Source organism: Aliidongia dinghuensis, assembly GCF_014643535.1.
Lineage (GTDB): Bacteria > Pseudomonadota > Alphaproteobacteria > ATCC43930 > CGMCC-115725 > Aliidongia > Aliidongia dinghuensis.
The window spans coordinates 38,242-51,340 of record NZ_BMJQ01000012.1 but is presented as its reverse complement, the minus strand read 5'-3'; the positions used below and the strand labels follow the sequence as shown (position 1 = coordinate 51,340).

General features: G+C 67.2%; 11 protein-coding genes. 7 read left to right on the top strand and 4 right to left on the bottom strand.

What is annotated here, in order from left to right; translation table 11 throughout:
* Nucleotides 1-168: 168 nt before the first annotated feature.
* Nucleotides 169-1,425, top strand: a complete 1,257-nt coding sequence (gene rho, locus IEY58_RS21745) for a transcription termination factor Rho (protein WP_189049699.1) — start codon at nucleotides 169-171, stop codon at nucleotides 1,423-1,425.
* Between the two features lie 76 nt (nucleotides 1,426-1,501).
* On the opposite strand, the gene IEY58_RS21740 is transcribed toward rho, so the two are convergent.
* The 3 genes from IEY58_RS21740 to IEY58_RS21730 are packed head-to-tail and all read right to left on the bottom strand — an operon-like array spanning nucleotide 1,502 to nucleotide 5,237.
* Entirely contained in the window at nucleotides 1,502-2,473 is a 972-nt protein-coding gene (locus IEY58_RS21740) for a quinone oxidoreductase family protein (RefSeq protein ID WP_189049697.1), read from the bottom strand.
* A gap of 17 nt (nucleotides 2,474-2,490) precedes the next feature.
* Entirely contained in the window at nucleotides 2,491-3,183 is a 693-nt protein-coding gene (locus IEY58_RS21735; protein WP_229743870.1) for a dienelactone hydrolase family protein, read from the bottom strand.
* Between the two features lie 35 nt (nucleotides 3,184-3,218).
* The gene (locus tag IEY58_RS21730) at nucleotides 3,219-5,237 is read right to left on the bottom strand and encodes a thioredoxin domain-containing protein (RefSeq protein WP_189049695.1); all 2,019 of its coding nucleotides are present in this window, start codon (nucleotides 5,235-5,237) and stop codon (nucleotides 3,219-3,221) included.
* A gap of 101 nt (nucleotides 5,238-5,338) precedes the next feature.
* On the opposite strand from IEY58_RS21730, the gene IEY58_RS21725 reads away from it, so the two are divergent.
* The 6 genes from IEY58_RS21725 (at nucleotide 5,339) to IEY58_RS21700 (ending at nucleotide 11,345) form a co-directional block, all read left to right on the top strand.
* A complete protein-coding gene (locus IEY58_RS21725) occupies nucleotides 5,339-5,686 on the top strand; it encodes a (2Fe-2S) ferredoxin domain-containing protein (protein WP_189049693.1) in 348 nt (115 codons plus the stop codon).
* 24 nt (nucleotides 5,687-5,710) lie between these two features.
* Nucleotides 5,711-7,018, top strand: a complete 1,308-nt coding sequence (gene mnmE / locus IEY58_RS21720; RefSeq protein WP_189049691.1) for a tRNA uridine-5-carboxymethylaminomethyl(34) synthesis GTPase MnmE — start codon at nucleotides 5,711-5,713, stop codon at nucleotides 7,016-7,018.
* Between the two features lie 45 nt (nucleotides 7,019-7,063).
* Nucleotides 7,064-8,938 (top strand): tRNA uridine-5-carboxymethylaminomethyl(34) synthesis enzyme MnmG, encoded by a 1,875-nt coding sequence (gene mnmG / locus IEY58_RS21715; RefSeq protein WP_189049689.1) that lies wholly within the window; start codon nucleotides 7,064-7,066, stop codon nucleotides 8,936-8,938.
* A 79-nt stretch (nucleotides 8,939-9,017) separates the two neighbouring features.
* Nucleotides 9,018-9,623 (top strand): 16S rRNA (guanine(527)-N(7))-methyltransferase RsmG, encoded by a 606-nt coding sequence (gene rsmG / locus IEY58_RS21710; protein WP_407648429.1) that lies wholly within the window; start codon nucleotides 9,018-9,020, stop codon nucleotides 9,621-9,623.
* A 16-nt stretch (nucleotides 9,624-9,639) separates the two neighbouring features.
* Nucleotides 9,640-10,446, top strand: a complete 807-nt coding sequence (locus tag IEY58_RS21705) for a ParA family protein (RefSeq protein ID WP_189050091.1) — start codon at nucleotides 9,640-9,642, stop codon at nucleotides 10,444-10,446.
* Nucleotides 10,443-11,345: a ParB/RepB/Spo0J family partition protein gene (locus tag IEY58_RS21700; protein WP_229743869.1), complete on the top strand. Its 903-nt coding sequence runs from the start codon at nucleotides 10,443-10,445 to the stop codon at nucleotides 11,343-11,345. Before IEY58_RS21705 ends, IEY58_RS21700 begins: the two co-directional genes overlap by 4 nt.
* 55 nt (nucleotides 11,346-11,400) lie before the next feature.
* Here the strand turns inward: IEY58_RS21700 and IEY58_RS21695 are convergent, their stop codons facing one another.
* Nucleotides 11,401-13,095 carry a methyl-accepting chemotaxis protein gene (locus IEY58_RS21695; protein ID WP_189049685.1) on the bottom strand — a complete coding sequence of 565 codons (1,695 nt, stop codon included), beginning with the start codon at nucleotides 13,093-13,095 and terminating at the stop codon, nucleotides 11,401-11,403.
* Nucleotides 13,096-13,099: the final 4 nt, after the last annotated feature.

Below are 13,099 nucleotides of genomic sequence, written 5' to 3'. Positions count from 1 at the left end.
TTGAGCGGGCACCTCGCCTAAACAAGCAAAGCAGCCGGGTCTCCGGCGTCTCTTTCCCGAAATTGTCTAGCGTGTCCGGTTGCATGCCGGCGGGTCTGTCCTGCCCCTTTGCACGGTTCATGTCATCTCGGGCTTCCCCATTCCTTCTTCCCTATTGCGACCGCACCGATGAATCTCCAGGAACTCAAGCGCAAGACTCCGGCCGAGCTCCTCGCCTTTGCCGAGGAACTGCAGATCGAGAACGCCTCGTCCCTGCGCAAGCAGGACATGATGTTCGCGATCCTGAAGCAGCTCGCCGAGAATGACGTCGCGATCTTCGGCGACGGCGTGCTCGAGATCCTGCAGGACGGGTTCGGCTTCCTGCGCTCGCCCGAAGCGAACTATCTGCCCGGCCCGGACGACATCTATGTGAGCCCGAGTCAGGTGCGCCGCTTTGGCCTCCGCACGGGCGACACGGTCGAGGGCCAGATCCGTGCGCCCAAGGACGGCGAGCGTTATTTCGCGCTCTTGAAGCTCAACTCGATCAATTTCGACGAGCCGGACCGGGTCCGCCACCGCATCAACTTCGACAACCTGACGCCGCTCTACCCTGACGAGAAGCTGAAGCTCGAGAACCAGGACCCGACGCGCAAGGACATGACGACGCGCGTCATCGACCTGATCTCGCCCTTGGGCAAGGGCCAGCGCGCGATCATCGTGGCGCCGCCGCGGACCGGCAAGACGGTGATGCTGCAGAACATCGCGCATGCGATCTCGCACAATCACCCGGAAGTCTATCTGATCGTCCTGTTGATCGACGAGCGGCCGGAGGAAGTGACCGACATGGCCCGCTCGGTCAAGGGCGAGGTCGTGAGCTCGACCTTCGACGAGCCGGCCTCGCGCCATGTCTCGGTCGCGGAAATGGTCATCGAAAAGGCGAAGCGGCTGGTCGAGCACAAGCGCGACGTCGTCATCCTGCTGGACTCGATCACCCGCCTGGCCCGCGCCTACAACACGGTCGTGCCGTCCTCGGGCAAGGTGCTGACCGGCGGCGTCGACGCCAACGCGCTGCAGCGGCCGAAGCGCTTCTTCGGTGCCGCGCGCAACATCGAGGAGGGCGGCTCGCTCACCATCATCTCGACCGCGCTGATCGACACCGGCTCGCGCATGGACGAGGTGATCTTCGAAGAGTTCAAGGGTACCGGCAATTCGGAAATCGTGCTCGACCGCAAGGTCGCCGACAAGCGTACGTTCCCGGCGCTCGACATTACGAAGTCCGGCACTCGCAAGGAAGAGTTGCTGGTCGAGAAGGGCACGCTCTCGAAGATGTGGGTGCTGCGCCGCGTGCTCATGCCGATGGGCGTCGTCGACGGCATGGAGTTCCTGCTCGAGAAGCTCAAGCAATCGAAAACGAATGCCGACTTCTTCGATGCGATGAATACTTGATCTCTCGATCAAGTCGAAATAGAAACGGCGGCGTAGTCAAATACGCCGCCGTTTTTATTTGCCTTTTTCGAAGCTGTCAGACGGTCAGAACGGTCGAGCCGGTGGTCTTGCGCGCTTCGAGATCGCGATGGGCCTGCTCGGCATTCTTCAGCGGATAAGTCTGATTGACCGAGATCTTGACCTTGCCGCCCAAGACGACGTCGAACAGATCCTCAGCCGTGGTCTTGAGATCGTCCGCGGTCGCGATGAAGGTCTGCAGCGTCGGCCGGGTGATGGAGAGCGAGCCCTTCTGGGCCAGGATATTGAGGTCGACCGGCGGCACCGTGCCGGAGGCCTGGCCGAACAGCGCCAGCAGGCCACGCGGCCTGAGGCAGTCGAGCGACTGGTTGAATGTATCGCGGCCGATCGAGTCATAGACGACCGGCAGCTTCTTGCCCTGGGTGATCTCGACGACCCGCTTCTGGAAATCCTCGTGGGTGTAGATGATCGGGTGATGGCAGCCGTTGGCTCGGGCGAGCGCCGCCTTCTCCTCGCTCGACACCGTGCCGATGACGGTGGCGCCGAGCGCGTTCGCCCATTGGCACAGGATCAGGCCGACGCCGCCGGCCGCGGCGTGGATCAGGATCGTGTCGCCGGCCTTGACCGGATAGACCTCGCGGATCAGGTAGCGGACCGTCATGCCTTGCAGCATCATCGCGGCCGCCTGCTGGTCGGTGATGCCGGCCGGTAGCTTGACGACCCGGTCGGCCTGGATCAGCCGGGCCTCGGCATAGCTGCCGATGGAGCCGGCATAGGCGACCCGGTCGCCGATCTTCAGGCTGGTGACATTCGGCCCGACTGCCTCGACCACGCCGGCGCCTTCCATGCCGGGTATGAAGGGCAGGGGCTGCGGGTAGAGGCCGGTACGGTGATAGACGTCGATGAAGTTGAGGCCGACCGCGGTGTGGCGCAGACGGATCTGACCGGGGCCGGGTGCCCCGACCTCGATCTCGTCCCACTGCAGCGCTTCCGGACCGCCTGGCTTATGGATGCGGATGGCGTGGACCATGGTTTGCGTCTCCGCTGTCAGGACAGGTGGCGAGCGAAGAAATGCTCGGTCAGGCCGTTGGCGATATGGGCTTCCTCCGGATCGTAGTGGGCGCCGCCGACCCGGGCGAAGGCATGATCGTTCGACGGATAGTCGTGGATTGTCACGTGGTGATGCTTGTCCAGCACTTCGTGGATCTTGGCCTGGGCTGCCGGCGGCACGAATTGGTCGCGCCCGGCGACATGGAGCATCAGCGGCTTGTGGATATGGACCGCTTCGCCCAGCAGCTCGTCGAGCCCGACGCCGTAATAGCCGACCACGCAGTCGACGTCGGTGCGGGTTGCCATCAGATAGGCGAGCTTGCCGCCGAGGCAGTAGCCAACCGCGCCGACCTTGCCGCTGCAGGCGGAATGGGCCCGCAGTGCCGCCAGCGTCGCCCGCAGGTCGCGCACGCCGTGTTCCACGTGAAACAGTTTGAACAGGTCGAAGGCGCGGGCCCATTCGGCCTCGGTCTTATCGGTGATGTCGATGCCGGGCTCGATGCGCCAGAACAGATCGGGACAGGCAACGACATAGCCCTTGGCGGCGAATGCGTTGGCCAGATCGCGCATGACCTGGTTCACGCCAAAGATCTCCTGGATCAGGACGATGCCGGGACCATGGCCGCTGGGCGGCAAGGCCAGATAGGCATTCATGGGGCCGTCGCCGGTTTCGATCGTTATTGTGTTCATCAGAGGCCTCTTGGCAGGAAGAAGACGTCGCTGGTTCAAACGCCCGCAAGCGCTGCGGCAAGCGCCGCGGGTTCGGTGATCGGCAAGGAACAGGTCTCGCCGATGCAGACATAGGCCGTCGCGGCCCGGCCGAGACGCGCCTTGCCGATGGCCGGATGGGTGGCCGGCAGGCTGCCGGTGTCGGCCACGACCTGCACCAGCCGATTGGGCAGGCTCGTCTCATGGACCGCGGCGAGCAGGGCCTTGGCGTCTTCGGCATCCCGCGCGCCCACGATCGTGATCTGGACGGGACGCATGGCGAAATCGAGCCCGTTCAGGTAGGTGCCGAGCGGATAGAAATTCCGCTCGAGCTCGCCGGCGAAGGCAGCGATCTGACGGTCGAGCGCCCGGCGATGTTCCGCGCGGCCGGTGCTCGCCCAGAGGCGGGCGAGGACATGGACCAGCGTGCCATTGCCGGCCGGCACGGCATTGTCGGCGACGCTCTTGGTGCGGACGATCAGTGCTTCGGTATCGTCGGCCGTAAAGAAATAGCCGCCGGCCGGATCGCCGAAATGGCGATCGAGTACGGCAACCCAGCGCTCGACCTGGGCCAGATAAGCGTCGTCGCCGGTTGCCTCGTGGAGGGCTAAACCGGCGCGCGCCATGTCGACGTAGTCGTCGAGCGTGCCCGGGTGATGCCGGCCGCCACGCCAGGAATGATGGAGGCGGTCGTCTGCCGGCATCATCCGCGTCGTAACGAAGCGCCAGGCCTCGGCCGCGGCGGCGAGCCAGTCCGGCCGATCGAATGCCAGGCTTGCCTCGGCGAGCGCGGTGATCATCAGGCCGTTCCAGTCGGCCAGCACCTTGTCGTCGAGCCCTGGATGCACCCGCTGCTCGCGGGCCGCAAACAACACGGCACGGCAGCGGGCGAGGGTGGCCTCGACCTCCGGATGGGCGAAACCGGGCCGATTGCGCCGGTTGAGAATGGTCTTGCCTTCCCAGTTGCCGGCGGTGGTCACGTCGTAATGCGCCTTGAACAGGCCGGCATCAGGCCCGAGCAGCCGGTCGATCTCCGCCTCGGTCCAGACGGTGAACTTGCCTTCCTCATGCTCGGCATCGGCATCGATGGTTGAGGAGAAGCCGCCGTCCGGCGCCCGCATCTCGCGCAGGACCCAGCCGATCGTCTCGTCGATCCGGGCGGCATAGAGCGACGATTTGGTCTCCTGCCAGGCGGCGGTCAGCAGCGAAACCAGCTGGGCGTTGTCGTACAGCATCTTCTCGAAATGCGGCACCAGCCACTGCTCGTCGGTCGAATAGCGGGCAAAGCCGCCGCCGATATGATCGTAGATGCCGCCTTGGCACATGGCGTCGAGCGTCAAGAGCACGCGGTCGCGGCAGAGATCGAGGCGCGCGCGCGTCCAGCCGCGCCACAGCAGCTCGAGATTGGACGGATTCGGGAATTTCGGGGCTTGGCCGAAGCCGCCATGGACCGGGTCGACCGCCTGGGCCAAACGCTCGGCGATCTGGTCGAGCAGGGCGGGGGTGATCGCATCCTCGGCCGAGCGCGCCGTCGAGGATTGCGCGAGGCCGTTCGCCAGCGCCGTGACGTTGCGGGCGATCTTGTCGGGCTCGCGCCGGTAATGCGCCGCGACGCCGCGCAGCACGTCCGGAAAGCCGGGCCGGCCCCAGCGCTGGGCTGGCGGGAAATAGGTGCCACCCCAGAACGGCTCGCCTTTGGGCGTCAGGAACATGGTCAAGGGCCAGCCGCCCTGTTCGCCCATCAGCGCCAGTGCCTGCTGGTAGATCGCGTCGATGTCGGGCCGCTCCTCGCGGTCGACCTTGATCGGCACGTAGAGCTCGTTCATCACCGCGGCGATCTCGGGATTCTCGAAGCTCTCCGCTGCCATGACATGGCACCAGTGACAAGCGGCGTAGCCGACCGACAGCAGGACCGGCTTGTCAGTCGCCTGCGCCTCGGCGAGTGCCGCCGCACCCCAGGCCCGCCAGTGCACCGGGTTGTCCTTGTGCTGCAGCAGGTAGGGACTGGTCTCGGCGGCGAGCTGATTCGATGCCATGGCACCTCGTTCGAGCGGCTATGCCGCCGTTGTTCCAATCGCCGCATCCTATTAGGTTTCCCGGCACCAGGCCAAGGCGGCTTGGACGACCAGGAGCGACGATGGATACGGCCGAGCGACCCTATTTCAGGACCCATGTCTTCTGCTGCACGAACGTCCGGCCACCGGGCCATAAACGCGGCTGCTGCGCCGACGGAGGATCCGAAAAACTCAGGGATTACATGAAGGTACGTGTTAAGGAGCTGGGGCTGCCGGCAACCCGTGTCAATAGTGCGGGATGCCTCGACCGCTGCGAGCTGGGCCCGGTCATGGTGATCTATCCGGAAGGTGTCTGGTACGGCTATCGCACCCGGGAAGACATCGACGAGATCCTGGAAAGCCACCTGGTGGGCGGCCGGCCGGTCGAGCGGCTGCGGCTTGCGCCGGACCAGGTGCCGGCGGCGGGCTGACAAGGCCATGCCGGGTCGCATCCCATGACGGGCCGCACCATCTTCGCGCCGGCGACCGCGCGCGGCCGGGCAGGGGTCGCGGTTGTGCGCGTGTCGGGGCCAGCGGCTGGCGCGAGCCTGGCCGCGATCGCCGGCGGCGTGCCGGCGCCGCGCACCGCGCATCTTGCAGCACTCGTCGATCCGGCGACAGGTGAGACGATCGACCGCGGCCTGGTGCTGTGGTTCCCCGGACCGGCGAGCTTCACGGGCGAGGATGTCGCCGAGTTTCACGTGCATGGCGGCCCGGCCGTGATCTCGGGTTTGCTGGCGGCACTCGGGCGGCTCGCCGACTGCCGCATGGCAGAGCCTGGCGAATTCACCCGGCGCGCCTTCCTGAACGGCAAGCTTGACCTGACCCAGGCGGAGGGCTTGGGCGACCTGATCGCGGCCGAAACGGCGGCCCAGCGGCGCCAGGCCCTGGGTCAGATGGCGGGCGGCTTCGCCCGGATCGCCGAGGACTGGGCGTTGCGCCTGACCCGCACGCTCGCCCATGTCGAGGCGGCGATCGATTTCCCGGACGAAGACCTGCCCGAGGATCTGCTGGGCCCAGCCCGGGCGGCAGCCGAGGCGCTGGAGCGGGAGATCCGCGCACGGCTGGCCGACGGGCGGCGTGGCGAGATCCTGCGCGACGGCTTGTCGGTGGCGCTGATCGGGCCGCCCAATTCCGGCAAGTCGAGCCTGATGAATGCGCTTGCCGGCCGCGACGCCGCAATCGTCTCGGCCCACGCCGGCACGACGCGCGACGTGATCGAGGTGCATCTGGATCTGGAGGGATATCCGGTCATCCTGGCCGATACCGCCGGCATTCGCGACGGTGCCGACCCGATCGAGGCCGAAGGCATCCGCCGGGCGCGGGCGCGGGCTGAGGCCGCAGACCTGCGCCTGCTCGTGCTCGATGCGACGCGGCCGGCGCATGTTGTCGATTTCGTGGCCTTGCGCGACGACGCGACCGTGCTGGTCTGGAACAAGACCGATCTGGCGCCGGTGCCGCCCGATGGGCTTGGCGTGTCCGCGACGACGGGGGCTGGGATGGGGGATCTGGTCGCGGCCCTCGCCGTGCGGGCCGAGGGGCTGCTTGCCAGCGGCGATGCGCCGGTGGTGACGCGCGAACGCCATCGCGCAGCCTTGGAGGAATGCGCCGCCTGTCTCGGCCGGGCGATTGTCGGGCGGGACCCGGCGCTGGTTGCCGAAGACCTGCGGCTGGCGGTCCGTGCGCTCGGCCGCATTACCGGGCGGGTCGATGTCGAAGATCTGCTGGATGTGATCTTTCGCGATTTCTGCATCGGCAAATAGCGACCTCGACGGGCGGGGGTCGGAAAGCGTAATGTCCGGCCCGCCATGAATTCCTTGACCAAATTCGACGTCGTCATCGTGGGCGGCGGCCATGCCGGCTGCGAGGCTGCGGCCGCGGCAGCGCGGCTCGGCGCCTATACAGCGCTGGTCACTCACAAGCGCTCGACGATCGGCGAGATGTCGTGCAACCCGGCGATCGGCGGGCTCGGCAAGGGCCATATCGTGCGCGAGATCGATGCGCTCGACGGCGTCATGGGCCGGGCGATCGACCGCGCCGGCATCCAGTTCCGCATGCTGAATGCGTCGAAGGGCCCGGCGGTGCGAGGGCCGCGCGCCCAGGCCGACCGCAAGCTCTATCGCCAGGCCATGACCGAGATCCTGGCCGAGTACGACAATCTCGCCATCGTCGAGGGCGCGGTCGAGGATCTGACGCTCGATGCCGAAGGCCGGGTCGCGGGCGTCGTGCTGGGTGATGGCCGGACGATCGCGACCGGCCGGGTCGTGCTGACGACCGGCACGTTCCTGCGCGGCCTCATCCATATTGGACGCAAGAAGATCCCGGCCGGCCGGGTCGGCGAGGCGCCGTCCTTGGGCGTGAGCGCCACGCTCGCCCGCGCCGGCTTCGCGCTCGGCCGCTTGAAGACCGGCACGCCGGCACGGCTTGACGGGCGGACCATCGCCTGGAACCAGCTCGACATGCAGCCGGGCGACGATCCGCCGGAGCCGTTCTCGTTCCTGACGACCAGGATTACGACGCCGCAGATCGCCTGCCACATAACCGGTACGACCACGGCGACCCACGAGATCATCCGCGCCAACCTTGACCAGGCGCCGGTCTATTCCGGCCAGATCGAGGGCACCGGCCCGCGCTATTGCCCGTCGATCGAGGACAAGGTCGTGCGCTTCGGTGACCGCGAGCGGCACCAGATCTTTCTCGAGCCAGAGGGGCTCGACGACGACACGGTCTATCCGAACGGCATCTCGACCTCGCTGCCGGAAGAGGTGCAGCTGGCGATGCTGAAGACCATTCCGGGCCTGGAGCAGGCGGTCATGCTGCGGCCGGGCTATGCCATCGAGTATGACTTCGTCGATCCGCGCGAGCTCGGGGCGACGCTCGAGACCAGGCGCATTCCCGGCCTCTATCTTGCCGGCCAGATCAACGGCACGACCGGCTACGAGGAAGCGGCGGGGCAGGGGCTGATGGCGGGGCTCAATGCCGCGCTTGCGGCCGGCGGTTCCGAGGCCTTTACGCTCGACCGCGCTGATGCCTTCGTCGGCGTGATGATCGACGACCTGATCGGCCGCGGCACCAGCGAGCCCTACCGCATGTTTACGTCCCGCGCCGAATACCGGCTGCTGCAGCGTGCCGACAATGCCGATCGGCGCCTGACCGATCTCGGTCTCGCGATCGGCTGCGTCGGCGCCGAGCGGCGGGCGCATTGGCAGGCGAAGCGAGGGGCGCTCGCCGAGGCCAGGAGTCTGGTCGTCGGTCTCGCCATGACGCCACCGGCGCTGAAGCGTCACGGTATCGCAGTCAACGAAGACGGACAGGTGCGCTCGGTCGCTCAGCTGCTGGCCCATCCGGAGATGGACTTGGCACGGCTCGCTCGCGTCTGGCCGGCGCTCGCCGAGCTGCGGCCGGACGTGGCGGAGCAGATCGAGATCGATTGCCGCTATGCCGCCTATATCGCCCGCCAGGAGGCCGACATTGCCGCGTTCCGGCGCGACGAGACGTTGGAGCTGCCGGTGGATCTTGACTATGCCGAGGTCGGCAGCCTGTCGAACGAGGTGCGTCAGAAGTTGAGCCAGGCCCGGCCTGCGACGCTGGGCGCGGCCGGCCGGATCCCTGGCGTGACGCCGGCGGCGCTGATGGCACTCCTGAAGCATGTGCGGCGCGGCAAGCTCCGGCTCTCGGCGTAAAGATGATCAAACTGAACAGTGCTAACGGTGTTTCACGTGAAACACCGCAAGGGCAGGGCGCCTCGGCATGACAGCGCCGCTGACCGAGGCCGAATTCGCTGTCCTTGCCGCTGTTTCACGTGAAACACGGGACCGGCTCGTTGCCTATGTGGCGCTGCTCGCCAAGTGGAACGCCAAGATCAATCTGGTCGGCCCGGCGACGCTCGGCGACGTCTGGCGCCGGCACATTCTCGATTCGGCGCAGATCCACGACCGAGTCGCTGCCGCGGAGGTGCTCGTCGACCTCGGCAGCGGGGCCGGCCTGCCCGGCCTGATCCTGGCGATCCTCGGCGGCCCGCGCGTCCATCTGATTGAATCGGACGCGCGCAAATGCGCATTTCTCCATGAGGCAGCGCGGGTTACCGGCACAGCAGTCACGATTCACAACAAGCGGATCGAGGCCGTGCCACCGTTCGAGGCCGACGTGGTGACGGCCCGCGCCCTTGCGCCGCTCGCGCAATTGCTCGACCATGCCGTGAGGTTCCTGAAACCGGCGGGCAAATGCGTATTTCTCAAGGGCGCGCGTCAGGCCGATGAATTGACCGAAGCGCGAAAATCCTGGCACATGAGGGTTACGGAGCGGCCGAGCCTCTCCGATCCTTCAGGCGTTATACTCGAAGTGGAGTCTCCGACTCGTGAGCGGTAAAAACGAGGCGATCGGGATCGTCGGTGCCGGCAAAACGAACGCCAAGACGCCGCGCGTGTTCGCGATCGTCAATCAGAAGGGCGGGGTCGGCAAGACAACGACGGCGATCAACTTGGCGACGGCGCTGGCCGCGGCCGAGAAGCGCGTGCTGCTGATCGATCTCGACCCGCAGGGCAATGCCTCGACCGGGCTCGGCATCAGCCAGAAGCAGCGAGTCATCACGACCTATGAAGTGCTGATGGGCATGGATGAGATCGGCGGCGCGCTGGTCTCGACCTCCGTGCCGGGCTTGCAGCTGGTGCCGGCTTCGGTCGAGCTCGCCGGCGCCGAGGTCGAGCTGGTCGAGACCGCGCGCCGGGAATACCGCCTCAAGGACGCGATCGAGCGGCTCAAGGTTGTCTATGACTATGTCCTGGTCGATTGCCCGCCGTCGCTGGGCCTCCTGACCCTGAACGGCATGGTCGCGGCCAACGCGGTGCTGGTGCCGCTGCAGTGCGAGTTCTATGCGCTCGAGGGCCTGAGCCATCTGGTCCGCACCATCGACCGGGTCAAGAAGTCGCTGAACCCGTCGCTTGACCTGCAGGGCGTCGTGCTGACCATGTTCGACAAGCGCAACAATCTCTGCGACCTGGTCGCGTCCGACGTGCGCGGCTATTTCGGCGAGAAGGTCTACAACACGACCATTCCCCGCAACGTGCGCATCTCCGAGGCGCCGAGCCACGGCAAGCCGGTGCTGCTCTATGATTGGCGCTGCGCCGGATCACAGGCCTATATCCACCTCGCGAGCGAGGTGCTGTATCGCGAACAGGATTACGCGCATTGAGCGAGATTGAGGCGAGGTCCCGCGTCATGGCGGAAGAGGGGAAGCCGCGCAAGCTGGGCCGTGGCCTGTCGGCGCTGTTCGGCGAGGATGTCGAGTCCGATGCGGAGGCGGCGCGCAAGCCGTCGCGCACCGTCGCCATCGGCCAGATCCATCCGGGCCGGTACCAGCCGCGCCGGGTGTTCGACGACGAGAAGCTGGCCGGCCTGGTCGACTCGATCCGCGACAAGGGCATCCTGTCGCCGCTTCTGGTGCGGGTGCATCCGACGATCCACAACGCTTATGAGCTGATCGCCGGCGAACGCCGCTGGCGCGCGGCGCAGAAGGCGCAGCTGCACGACGTGCCGGTCATCGTCCGCGATCTCAGCGACCGCGAGACGCTCGAGATCGCGCTCGTCGAGAACCTGCAGCGCGAAGACCTGAACGCGCTCGAGGAGGCCGAGGCCTATCAGCGGCTGATGGAAGAATTCGGCCATACCCAGGAGGAACTGGCGCGCGCGGTCGGCAAGAGCCGCAGCCACGTCGCCAATACGCTGCGTCTTCTGAGTCTCGCCCCGCGGGTCAAGGGGCTGCTCGCCGACGGCAAGCTCAGCGCCGGCCATGCCCGGGCGCTCGTCGGCGTCGAGGCGTCGGAGGTGCTCGCCGATGAGATCGTCGAGCGCGGCCTAAACGTGCGCCAGGTCGAAGCCCTGGTCCAGCAAGGCCGCAAGCCCGCGTCGGACAAGAACGGCGCCGGCAGGGGTGGGCGCGAGCCCGATGCCGACACACTGGCGCTCGAGCGCGAACTCACCGGCTCGCTCGGCCTCGCGGTCAAGATCCGGACGCAAGGTTCGGGCGGCGAGGTCTCGATCCAGTTCCGCACGCTCGACCAGCTCGACCATCTCTTGAAGCGGCTGCGGTAGGCGGGCGCTGCCTTTATCCGTCATCCCCGCGCAGGCGGAGATGACGGCGGGTGGCTTATGCCGCCCTGACCGTCGCCAGAAACTGGCCGACCTGGCGCTTCAGAGCGTCCGCCTGGTCGCTCAAGCCCTGGGCGGCGCTGAGCACGCGGCCGGCGGCGCCGCCGACCCGTTCGGACGTGCCGGTCACGGCGCCGACCCCGTCCGAAACGGACGAGGTGTGCCGGGCCGCTTCCTGGACATTGGCGGAAATGTCGCGCGTGGCGCCGCTCTGCTGATCGATCGCGGCGGCGATGGCGCCGCCGATCTCGTTCATCTCGCGGATCGTCTCGGCAATGCCGCGGATTGCGGTCACGACCTCGGCGGTCGAGCCCTGGATTGCTTCGACCTGCTGGCGGATGTCGTCGGTCGCCTGGGCCGTCTGGTTCGCGAGCGACTTCACCTCCGACGCCACGACAGCGAAGCCCTTGCCGGCCTCGCCGGCGCGCGCGGCCTCGATCGTGGCGTTCAAGGCCAGCAGGTTGGTCTGGCTCGCGATCGCCTGGATCAGGCCGACGACCTCGCCGATGCGCTGGGCGGCGCCGGCGAGCGCGCTCACCCGGTCGTCGGTGAGGGCCGTCGCATGGACTGCCTTGCCGGCGATATCGGCGCTCTGGCGGACCTGCCGGCCGATCTCGGCGATCGAGGCCGAGAGCTCCTCGGCGGCTGCCGCCACGGTCTGGACATTGCCCTCGGCCTCGGAGGCACCCGAGGCGATGCCGCGGGCCTCGGCGCTTGCCGCCTGGGCGCTGCTCGACAGGCTCTCGGCCTCGCGCTGCATCTCGTCGGCGGCGCTGCCGACCGCGTCGACGATGCCGCCCACGGTCTGCTCGAACGCGCCGGCGAGCTTCAGCGTCTCGGCCCGGCGCTGTTCCGCCGCCTGGCGTTCGGTCGCCTCCTGTGCCTGACGCAACTGCTCGATCTCGAGCGCGTGTTCCTTGAACACCTGCACGGCGGCGGCCATGCGGCCGATCTCGTCGCCCCGCGCGGCCTCCTCGATCGTGACGGAGAGATCGCCCGCCGCAAGCGCCGCCATCTTGTGCTGGAGCCGGCCGATCGAGCGAGACACGTCGCGCGAGATAACGAGGGCGACCGCCGCCAGCAGCACCAGCAGCACGAACGCCACGATACCGATCTCGCCCATCATGGTCTGGAAGTCGGCCTCGATGTCGTCGGTGTAGACGCCGCTGCCGATGAAGATGTCCCAGGGGGCGAAGCGCTTGATGAAGGTGAGTTTCGGCAGCGGCTCGCCACCGCTCGCGCGCGGGTAGATGTAGGTGTAGAACGCCTCGTCGGCATGCTTCAGCGCCTCGACGAAGCCGGCGGTGATGAGCTTGCCGGTCGCGTCCTTCACCCCCATGCGGTTGGTGCCGACCTGGGCGGGATTGCCGCCATGGGCGATGCTGGTCCCGTCCATCAGATAGGCGAAGACATATTCCTTGGTTGGCCGATAGCGCATCGCCTCGATGGTCTGGCGCAGCGAGGCGACGGCGGCCTCATGGGTCAAGTGGCCGGCCTGGACTTCAGCCTCGAGCTTCTGGGCGACGCCGACGGTCGCGCCGATGATGGATCTGAGCTCGTCCTTGCGGTCCTCGATCATGCGTGCCCGCGTGTCATAGGCGCTGATCGCCACGAGGATCGCCGCGACGAGCACGGCCAGTCCGGTCAGCAGCAGCAGCTTCGTCCGGATCGTCAAACGATCGAGCTTGATCATCCCT

Coding starts and splice junctions, on each gene's coding strand:
- IEY58_RS21725 (WP_189049693.1), top strand. CDS start 5,339: ATGGATACGGCCGAGCGACCCTATTTCAGGACCCATGTCTTCTGCTGC.
- rho (WP_189049699.1), top strand. CDS start 169: ATGAATCTCCAGGAACTCAAGCGCAAGACTCCGGCCGAGCTCCTCGCC.
- IEY58_RS21740 (WP_189049697.1), bottom strand. CDS start 2,473: ATGGTCCACGCCATCCGCATCCATAAGCCAGGCGGTCCGGAAGCGCTG.
- mnmG (WP_189049689.1), top strand. CDS start 7,064: ATGAATTCCTTGACCAAATTCGACGTCGTCATCGTGGGCGGCGGCCAT.
- mnmE (WP_189049691.1), top strand. CDS start 5,711: ATGACGGGCCGCACCATCTTCGCGCCGGCGACCGCGCGCGGCCGGGCA.
- IEY58_RS21695 (WP_189049685.1), bottom strand. CDS start 13,095: ATGATCAAGCTCGATCGTTTGACGATCCGGACGAAGCTGCTGCTGCTG.
- IEY58_RS21735 (WP_229743870.1), bottom strand. CDS start 3,183: ATGAACACAATAACGATCGAAACCGGCGACGGCCCCATGAATGCCTAT.
- IEY58_RS21730 (WP_189049695.1), bottom strand. CDS start 5,237: ATGGCATCGAATCAGCTCGCCGCCGAGACCAGTCCCTACCTGCTGCAG.